4 protein-coding genes are annotated in these 2,915 nt (G+C 73.6%); 2 read left to right on the top strand and 2 right to left on the bottom strand.

Features of this window, described 5'->3' with window-relative positions:
* Both AB0C69_RS40690 and AB0C69_RS40685 read left to right on the top strand, forming a co-directional pair.
* The coding region (locus tag AB0C69_RS40690) for a Rid family hydrolase (protein ID WP_360361898.1) at positions 1–276 on the top strand (276 nt) is incomplete at its 5' end.
* The gene (locus tag AB0C69_RS40685) at positions 276–1,427 is read left to right on the top strand and encodes a hypothetical protein (RefSeq protein ID WP_360361895.1); all 1,152 of its coding nucleotides are present in this window, start codon (positions 276–278) and stop codon (positions 1,425–1,427) included. The genes AB0C69_RS40690 and AB0C69_RS40685, both read left to right, overlap by 1 nt.
* Positions 1,428–1,747: 320 nt before the next feature.
* Here AB0C69_RS40685 and AB0C69_RS40680 read toward each other — a convergent pair whose 3' ends face one another.
* Together AB0C69_RS40680 and AB0C69_RS40675 are read right to left on the bottom strand one after the other, a co-directional pair.
* Complete coding sequence (locus tag AB0C69_RS40680; protein WP_360361892.1) at positions 1,748–2,179, bottom strand: DUF6069 family protein; 432 nt, start codon at positions 2,177–2,179, stop codon at positions 1,748–1,750.
* Between the two features lie 58 nt (positions 2,180–2,237).
* The coding region (locus AB0C69_RS40675; protein WP_360361889.1) for an RNA polymerase subunit sigma-70 at positions 2,238–2,915 on the bottom strand (678 nt) is incomplete at its 5' end.

Genomic DNA, 2,915 nt, shown 5'->3' with positions numbered 1-2,915 from the left:
GACCCGAAGACCGGCGAGATCGTCGGCACGGACGTCGCCACGCAGACCCGGCAGACCCTCGCCAACCTGGCCGCGATCCTGGCCGAGCACGGCCTCGGCCTGGACGACGTGGTGAAGTCGACCGTCCACCTCCAGGACCTCCACCGCGACTTCGCCGCCTACGACGAGGTCTACCGGGAGCACTTCACCAAGCCCTACCCGGTGCGCACCACCGTGGGATCGCAGCTGATGAACATCCTCGTCGAGATCGACTTCGTGGCCTACAAGAAGAGCTGATGGACTCGTCCCTCTTCGCCATGGTGGAGGATCTGCGCGGCGCCGGCGCCGCGCGGATCCTCTCCCACGGGGTCTCGGCCATCACGATCGGCGCCGCCTACCACCGCGCCCGTGACGTGACACCGCACGGCACGACGCGCGTCACGTTCCGCCACGACGGGGTCCATTTCCCCCTGGGCGATGTCTTCAACGGGCTCCGGCTGATGCCGCCGGTGCAGAAGGGCGCCGACCAGGAGCCCATAAAGGCGCTCAGAGAAGAGACCCGCGCGCGTGGGATAGCGCTGCACGGCTGGGGCGTCTTCCTGCACAACACCACGCTCGGCCTGGCCTTCCCGGACGTCACGCAGGAGAACTGCTTCGGCGACCGTGCAGCGCCGGCCGACCTATGCCCGTCTCACCCGGACGTCCGCGCATATGCCATCGCGTTGGGCCGCGCCATCGCCCGTCAAGGCGTGGACTCCGTGGTCGCGGAATCCCTCCACTTCGGGACGTTCGGCCACGGCTACCACCACGAACGCTCTTTCGTGGACCTCGGGCCTGCCGCCGAGTTCGCCTTGGGCCTGTGCTTCTGCCCGCACTGCCTGGCCCTTCTCCCGGACGCCGAAAAGGCCCGCGAAGTCGCCGCGCGTTTGGTCGGGAAGGTGCTGGAGGGCGGCCCGCCCGCCGCCGAACTCCCCGACGTCCTCACCGAGTACGCCCGTGCCCGCTCGCCGATCGTGACGTCGCTGGCCGCGGAGGTCGCCGCGGCCGTCGCCGCCGAGGGCTCCCGGCTGACGTTCCTCGACCTCACCGGCGCCGTCCTGGGCTACGCGGACGGACGTCCCTCCGGCGCCCCGGCGGCCGCGTCCGCCTGGCGGATCGGCGTCGACCCCGCGGCGCTCGGCTCGGCCGTCCCGTCCTACGCCGTCCTCTGCTACGCCCACGACACCGCCCGCGTGGCCGAGGACGTGGCCGCCTACCGGGCCGCCCTGGGGCCGGACACCACGCTCCGCGCCGTCCTGCGCCCCGGCCATCCCGACACGACCTCGGCCGACCACCTGTCCGCCAAGGCCGCCGCCGCCCGCGCCTCCGGCGCCGACACGGTCGACTACTACGCCTACGGCCTGTCCCCGCTGCCCGTCCTCGACCGCATCCGGTCCGCCGGGGCATGATGGGCGCATGAACGCGTGGATCACCGTCGCCGCCTACGAGAACGTCAAGGGATGCCCGCCGCCCGCCGCCGCGCTCCGGCGTTGACTGCGTGACCGCGGCATCGACTGGATGCCGTTCCGGGCCGACGACGTCACGATAGGGCTCGCCTGCGGGCGCGACGACGACGGGCGCCCGCGCGGCTGGTACAGCGTCCAGGTGCGGGCCGAGGCCCTCCGGCCCCTCGGCCTGCACCCCGACCAGCCCGCGTCCCGGCCCGCCGGTCCCTCCCCTCCGGCCTGGTGGCACGCCGCCGCGGAGCGCGCGGCGCGCTCGGGGCCGCTCAGTCCCGGGAGGCCGGGAGGCGGCGGGCGAACATCGGGATGATGATCGCCGCGGCCAGGACGTGCGCGGCGCACAGCATCACCTTCGTCGAGGTCGCCGTGGCGCCCGCGGCGACGGGCGTCGTGAACGACAGGACCGTCAGCGCCACGGCGGCCCAGACGAACGTCCGGGACGGCCTCCGGGCGAACCGCGCGAGGAGCATCGCGAGGAGCGTCCCCCAGAACGTGCTGATGACCGTCCCCATCGCGAACATCCCGACCATGATCGGATCCGCGGCGTCGGCGCCGACGCCGCCGGCCTCCATCGGGACGCCGGCCGCGCGGGCGGCCAGGCCGAACAGCTCGGTGGCGACCGACCCCGCCAGCGCCGCGGCGGCCCCGGTCAGCCAGATCGGGCGGGCGCCGCTGGTGAGCGTCTGAGCGATGTCCATGAGGTGCTCCTTTCAGGGCTTCTGAAAGGAAGTCGAACCCGCGCCGCCGAAATCGACATCATCCGCCGAAAATCTCCGGCAGATCGAACGCGGCGAACACCCGCGCGTCCTGGAAGACGACGTTGCGCGCCACACCCCCCGGCGTCACGGTGAAGACCTGCAGGGTGTGCAGCCGGTACGCGCCCTCGGACCGCTGGTACGCGACGAGGGCCGGCTGCCCGTTGGCGGACGTCCGCGCCATCCGCCAGTCGGTGCCGGCCGTCGCGAACACCCGCGCCATGAACCGCCCGTAGTCGCGTCGCCCCCGGTACCAGAGCGGCACGGGCGGCATCTCCATGACGGCGTCGTCGGTCAGCAGCGCCACCAGCCCGTCGACGTCGGCCGCCTCGAACGACCTCACGTACCGGTCGAGGACGGCGCCGACCTCCGCGTCGTCGGGCTCGGTGACCTCCTCCTCCGCGACGCCCGCCACCCCCGCCCGGGCGCGCTGCAGGGCGCTGTTCACCGCGGCCGGGGACGTCTCCAGCAGCTCCGCCGCCTCGGCCGCGCCGAACTCCAGGACGTCCCGCAGGATCAGCACGGCGCGCTGCCTCGGCGGCAGTGCCTGCATCGCCGCCACCAGCGCCAGCCGCAGGCTGCCGCGTCGCACGACGCGCGAGGCCGGGTCGTCGAGCAGCGCGTCCGGGAACGGCTGCAACCACGGCACCTCGAACGCCGGGCTCAGCGGCGCGTCCGG

Source organism: Actinomadura sp. NPDC048032 (assembly GCF_040653175.1).
GTDB classification, from domain to species: Bacteria; Actinomycetota; Actinomycetes; order Streptosporangiales; family Streptosporangiaceae; genus Spirillospora; species Spirillospora verrucosospora.
This window is presented reverse-complemented; position numbering and strand designations above follow the sequence as displayed.